Genomic DNA, 6,066 nt, shown 5'->3' on the forward strand with positions numbered 1-6,066 from the left:
GAGAGTTGCGAATGAAGAGTCTCAGTTTCCATGAGTTGGGTTAAGGCAGCTCGCTTGTCATCGGCTGCTCAAGGCTGAGAGCAGCCATCGCGTTTTAGTTGCTCAATGACTGGCCATGCCGATAACGGACATTCAGCGGCCATCGAGCCGAACTTCCGTTCCACGTCTCAAACCAGTCACTCTGCTAAACAGTGCCCCTATCGCGATCTCATCGGTCACCGTCACCTTAACTGACGGTTTCGACCCTTTGCACTCATTGGCACTGAAGCAATGCGGCTATTTGGGAGGCGCCGACCTCTACTGAAGACTGGTTCCGGAAATCAAGGGGGGGGGGGCTTGACCTACATCAATTTTCACTAAAACGCTAAGCGTATTGTCGAGCGTCATATTTTTAAAGGGCGTATCCATGACATTGCTCGACTGGGCTCGTGGCCCATTGCTAATCGTATCGCTCACGATATTTGTAGCGGGCGTTGCATGGCGCCTGCTTTCTTTGTGGCGGATGCCTGCGTCGCACGCCCCAAATGCGGCTGCCAAACAGGCGTTTGGAAAAGCAGATGCATTCAGCGCAGCGATGACCCGCATGATTCCAAGCGGAGGTTTTCATCCCAGTGCGACGCTCGTCAATATCAACCCCTACGTGTTTCACATCGGCCTCGTGCTGGTCTTCTTCGGCTACGCACCGCACATTGCTTTCATACAAAGAATCACTTGGCTCCGATGGCCAGCACTGCCTGATGGCGTGATGTATGTTGCTGCCGGCGCCACTATCATTTCCCTGCTGATCGCGCTGCTGTTTCGGCTAACGGACCCCGTTCTGAAGCGAATTTCCCGCCCGGATGACATGATCACATGGACCGTAACCTTCTTGCCGTTTATCACTGGCATGGGGGTGGTTAGTGAACCTTCGGCCACCCTCCTAGCGCGCGATCACGTCGTTTACGGTGGGCCTCTGGCTATTCATTTACTGTCTCTTGAACTGCTGCTGATATGGTTTCCGTTCGGGAAACTGATGCACGCATTTCTGGTGCTGCCTAGCCGCATGCAACTGGCAACATTCTTTGGACGTCGCGGGGTTCGCTCATGATCAATATGGACGTTTTCCATGGCTTTTTAGAAGCCATTCGCCATCTGCCTGAGATGGCCCAGCCTACTGCGATGACCGATGCAGAGCGCGTCGCAAAAGCCAAATCAGTGATGCGAGCCAAGACGGATCGCAGCCTGGCGCTGGATCTGGAGGCTTGTGTCAATTGTGGCTACTGCTCCGAGTCCTGCCACTTCTTTCAGAGTACACAGGACGCGAAGTACAGCCCCAGCCGCAAGTTGGATTTGCTGCGCAGGGTTCATGCACGCGAGACCTCTGCGTTTGCCCCGATCAAAAGACTCTTTGTTTCCGACATCACGGTCAACGACCTGAAGGAATGGCAAGAGTTGGTCTACGACTCGTGCACCGAGTGCGGCCGATGCAGCATGATCTGTCCGATGGGCATAAATACAGCCCGGGGCGTCAATGTAATGCGTGAGGCGCTCTATGAAGCAGGGCTGGCCCCCCTAGAATTGACTGCCGTGGCACAAGAGCAGGCCGGTCGAGGAACGGTGTTTGGTGTGGGGCCTGAGCAACTCCAACAAACCGTTGATCTGCTGCGTGGTCAAGGTATCGCAATCCCTCTGAATGAGCCGCGTGCTGACGTGATGTTGGTCACGACTGTGATTGACGTTCTTCTGTATCAGGATGCGCTGGCAGCAACGGCCCGCATATTGAACCACCTTGGCGTCAATTGGACGCTACGCAGTAAAGGCTTTGAAGCGGCCAATTTCGGGCTGCTCGCGGGAAGTGAGTCGCTGCAGAAAGCTGCAACGCAACGCATTGTGGATGAGGCTTTGGCCATAGGCGCAAAAACGGTCATCGTCCCGGAGTGCGGTCACGCCTATCCCGCGCTGCGTTGGGACGGCAGGCTCTCCGATGGTCAGTCGCTGCCTTTTGAAGTATTGGCTACGGCTGAGTATGTCGGGCGGGAGGTGTCTGCAGGACGCCTCCATCTAACGCCTGGCGATGCAACCCGCAAAATTACATATCACGATGCCTGCAAATTAGCGCGTCACGGTGGAGTAATGAAGGAACCACGCGCGGCTTTGGCTGCGCTCGGAATGGATGTTCGTGAAACCAGCCCGACAGCGGAGAAGAACTGGTGCTGTGGTGGCGGTGCCGGCGCGTTCTTGATCAATCGTGCGGAGGGCTTGCGACACAAAGCGTGGGAAATCAAACGCGAGCAGATCGACGCAACTGGCGCTGATACTGTCGTCGTCTCCTGTGGGAGTTGCCGACTGAACTTTATGGCCGGCGCAGAGAAGGTTCAGTGGGAAACAAAAATTGAGAGCGTCGTGGAGCTTGTCGCTGCGCAACTACCAAGTAAGTAGATGCGTGTCACAGACGCTCCCAGAGAGCAGGCTAAATTGCTGCCCCATCGAATGACCGGGCCGGTCAGAAGTAGAGGTTGGAGAACAGTTTGACACGGTAATCGAACGGGGGAATCCGGCCGTGGGCTTCATGGGGTCGGTGCGACAGCGGCGCGCCGGGTACTTCCACCAGTTCATTCAATGCCCGGAGAACACGCTCAGGCGGCAGGCTAGTGTTGACCTGGATTTGCAGGCCTTCGGGGTTGCCCAGAGGAATGCTACTCCCCGAAGCGCACCTACCCCAGGCTCACCGCTCGCTCACGCATCTCGGGTGAGAACTTGTTCGATTAAACGATGGCTCAGTCCTCTCAGAGTGTTGAGCCTCCACGCAAACCCGGGGCGATTCACCAAATCAGAGTTCGCAATCCTTATCCTTTGGGTCATCCTGCCTCCTTTGCTGGTTGGCGGTGCTTTGATGTGGAGACTCCAGCGTGGAGTTCGTCCTCAGATTGCCTTCATGCTGCTCTCGTTGGTATTGATGGTTGCCCTTTTACTGTTCGGCCCGAATTGGCTTGGTCGCTACCTTGGGTTGCACGACATCCAATTTCTGGGGCGTCACATGATGTGGTCACCGCTTGGTTGGGTTTGTGCGATTGCAGCTTGGCCTGTCGCTGCTCTCCTGTCGCGCCGCAAAAAACGTATGTCCTGATGGGTTGCCCAACACTTCTTGTGCTTGGAAGCGCTGGCAGAATTCGGCCAGAAGCAGCCTTGGATGACAAGAATGAAACCACAACTCCGGATCAGGGTCAGCACCGTGCTGCTATGCGCGGGTTTGCTTCTCCTGCCTTGGTCATCAACGCTGCTCGCAACCCCCAAACTCCCTCCATCTTTGGATGGCATCCAGCATTTTCTGAATGGAATGATTCTCGATGTTGGGCCCCTGTTGTTTTTTGTGGCTTTTTTCATCGCCTCAGGCCTTCTCGTTGCTGCAATCTGGCGGCGGCAATGGGCATGCGCAAGTCAGTCAATGGCAGAGATGTCAGCTTGTGTTCTGGCTTTCAGCGCAGTACCAGCGTACTAATTCAGCGCCTCATTGATCGCTGGCATTGCTGTTTTGAACGCATCAAATTTCCGCTTTGGGCCCTGAGCAGCCATCCAGATGAGCGCTCCAAAGCTGTCATTCAGCCAGGCGGCAAGTGCAAGGCCAACGAGTCCAACGGGCTGGAGGCACCTCCGGCTGCGACTTTCAGGACATGGGTGTAGATCATCGTCGTGCTCACGTCCGAATGCCCCAGCAGCTCCTGCACCGTGCGAATGTCGGAGCCCGACTGCAACAAGTGCGTGGCGAAGCTGTGGCGCAAGGTATGTACCGAGACAGGCTTGCAAATGCCCGCCTGTATCACGGCTTTCTTCAGCGCGCGCTGCAAACGCTCCTCGTAGAGGTGATGGCGTCGCCGGACACCCGTGCGCGAGTCCACCGACAGGGGGGAGCTGGGAATACCCAGAACCAGCCCCAGCGCTACCCCACGCCAGGGTACTTGGCCTCCAGTGCATGCGGAGCGCCTCCACGCCACCGCGCTGCGCTTGTCGGTCTTGCTCCCACAGTGCACGCGCTGAAAGCGCCTGTTTGCGCAGATCGTGTGCCTGACTGTGCGGCAGCATCACCACCTAATCCTTGTCGCCCTTGGCTTGGCGTACCACGATCACACCCCGGTCAAAATCCACGTCCTTGATCCGCAAGCGCAGGCCTTCCAGCAGACGCATTCCAGTGCCGTACAGCAGGCGCGCCAGCAAGGCCATATCGGTCGGCAACGCCGATAGCAAAGCCGCCATCTCGGCCACCGTCAACACCGAAGGAATGCGCTTGGGCGTGCGCGGGCGCTGCGCGCCATCGAGCCATGGCAGGTCAATCCCAGCACTTCGCGTAAAGGAACAGCAACGCGCTCAACGTGGCAGCAGCCACCGCCGCTCGTTGGCCAACATGCCCAGAAAACGCTCGATTTCCACTTGCCCCATGTCTCGCGGATGCCGCAAACCGTGCCATTTCACAAACGTGCGCACCCATTGCACATAGGCCTGTTCGGTGCGCAGGCTATAGTGTTTGTAACGAATTCGCTCACGGACCTGATCCAGCAACCGTGTGGCGCGCAACACAGGAGGGGCGGCGGGTTTCATGGCTGAACTTGGTACTGTATTTTTGTGCAGCATACGTGCCGCAAAGCTAGGCTACATGCTCCGTGCAGCGTTTTCTGCGTGCCAATTTAGACCGCAAGCGCCGGATATGGCCTGCGAGTTGATGCGGTCTACATTACGTTAGGCGCCATCTTTTATGCCTTCGACTCCTCGCCCCATGAAAATTCTTAGCGCAGTGTGTTTTTCATTGTTCTCGGGCTTGTGTTGGGCAGGAACCTCTATTTCTCTTTGCTCAGCTGACGAAATCGTCTTTCTATCCTGCTCACTTGGGCATAAGCTACTTTCGGTTTGCGCCTCAAAGGACCTGTCGTCCGATCGTGGCTACATTGAGTACCGCTTCGGTAAACAGAATTTGATTGAGCTTAGGTACCCCGATAAGTCCTTGCCTCCAAAACAAGCGTTTACCTTTTTGGCATTGGGTACAGGGCAAGCCGTAGAGAACTCGCTGCGATTCCGTAATGGTGAGTACACCTACACCGTGTACTCCGTTGGCGGGCGCACATTCGAAGATCACGGCGTTTATGTTAGGAAAGACAATGCGCTTATCTCTAGGCAAGCTTGCCGCACGAAAATTGTCGGCAACTTGGGGACCACTGAATTTACCCAAAAGATAATCGGCGCTGGGGTACCCAAGCCAGAAAGGGAATACTCGGTGTATGAATAATAATCATCGCCATAAACCGCCTAACAACCCGGTCAAGGCGCGACCGGCCCTAACGGGCCGGCGGCCTTACCTTAATCGTTAGACCGCATGGAAGCCATCCAGGTAATCGCACCGTTGATTGGGGTAGTGCTCGGAAGCGTCCTATCCGGGATTGGCGCTCACATCCGTGCGAGGCGCGAGCACAAGCGCATCGTGGGATCCGCCCTTGCGGACTTGCTTGAGGTCCGGCATCGCATCGTCGGCTTTGATCTCGTGCTGGAGAAGATTCAAAGCATGGCGGGGCTAGAGCCCAACGCGTTAGCGCAAGTGCGGAACCTAATGGATACCGCCTTCCCTTCGGACCCGATGCTGGAAGAACGCTACGCCCAAGCCGTGACCCAGCTGGCCGGAGTTGATCCGGTCCTTGCGTTCAATCTGCGCTCGAAAAACGCATTGCCCAAGGTGCTCTCAATTCTCAGGGCGCAAGCCGCGTCTGCTGGCGCCAATTTAGGCATGTTCGAGAGCTTTGAGTCGCAACTCCTTCGGGCCGCCAGGCCAAGCATAGACGCAGCCGTGCTCGAGCTCGGGAAGAGTCACTCTATCCTGACTGGCCTGAAGGTGCGACGGCTGGTCCGTAAGTCCGACAAGTTACCGGAAGACGTTTCTCAGTTCTTCGACAAGCTAGCCGGAAGCATCCCGGCGATATCAGCTGGTGGCCGGAGTGCGGTCTAACAGGTCGGTCACCTCGGACACGTTGCGGCAAGGGGCCGCATGGCGCCGTTGGATATCCTGCTGTTGATTTCCACGCAGAAGTGACCCACTAACCCCCAGGG

At 56.5% G+C, this 6,066-nt stretch carries 6 protein-coding genes and 1 pseudogene; 6 read left to right on the forward strand and 1 reads right to left on the reverse strand.

The window, feature by feature from the left end; all coding sequences use genetic code 11:
- The first annotated feature begins 406 nt into the window (after positions 1 to 406).
- The 4 genes from ACDELDRAFT_RS18035 (at position 407) to ACDELDRAFT_RS25180 (ending at position 3,478) form a co-directional block, all read left to right on the forward strand.
- A complete protein-coding gene (locus ACDELDRAFT_RS18035; RefSeq protein WP_040329872.1) occupies positions 407 to 1,087 on the forward strand; it encodes a hypothetical protein in 681 nt (226 codons plus the stop codon).
- Complete coding sequence (locus ACDELDRAFT_RS18040; RefSeq protein WP_005799424.1) at positions 1,084 to 2,418, forward strand: (Fe-S)-binding protein; 1,335 nt, start codon at positions 1,084 to 1,086, stop codon at positions 2,416 to 2,418. The genes ACDELDRAFT_RS18035 and ACDELDRAFT_RS18040 overlap by 4 nt, the downstream gene beginning before the upstream one ends.
- Positions 2,419 to 2,914: 496 nt before the next feature.
- Entirely contained in the window at positions 2,915 to 3,106 is a 192-nt protein-coding gene (locus ACDELDRAFT_RS25175; RefSeq protein ID WP_157764947.1) for a hypothetical protein, read from the forward strand.
- Positions 3,107 to 3,178: 72 nt separating this feature from the next.
- Entirely contained in the window at positions 3,179 to 3,478 is a 300-nt protein-coding gene (locus ACDELDRAFT_RS25180; RefSeq protein WP_198403263.1) for a hypothetical protein, read from the forward strand.
- 100 nt (positions 3,479 to 3,578) lie between these two features.
- Here the strand turns inward: ACDELDRAFT_RS25180 and ACDELDRAFT_RS26035 are convergent.
- Positions 3,579 to 4,572: pseudogene (locus ACDELDRAFT_RS26035) on the reverse strand (integron integrase).
- 175 nt (positions 4,573 to 4,747) lie between these two features.
- Here ACDELDRAFT_RS26035 and ACDELDRAFT_RS25420 point away from each other — a divergent pair.
- Positions 4,748 to 5,254, forward strand: coding sequence for a hypothetical protein (locus ACDELDRAFT_RS25420; protein ID WP_198403264.1), 507 nt, complete (start codon positions 4,748 to 4,750; stop codon positions 5,252 to 5,254).
- An 87-nt stretch (positions 5,255 to 5,341) separates the two neighbouring features.
- Entirely contained in the window at positions 5,342 to 5,965 is a 624-nt protein-coding gene (locus ACDELDRAFT_RS18050) for a hypothetical protein (protein WP_005799430.1), read from the forward strand.
- Positions 5,966 to 6,066 lie beyond the last annotated feature (101 nt).

It is taken from the genome of Acidovorax delafieldii 2AN (assembly GCF_000175235.1).
Classification (GTDB): domain Bacteria; phylum Pseudomonadota; class Gammaproteobacteria; order Burkholderiales; family Burkholderiaceae_C; genus Acidovorax; species Acidovorax delafieldii_B.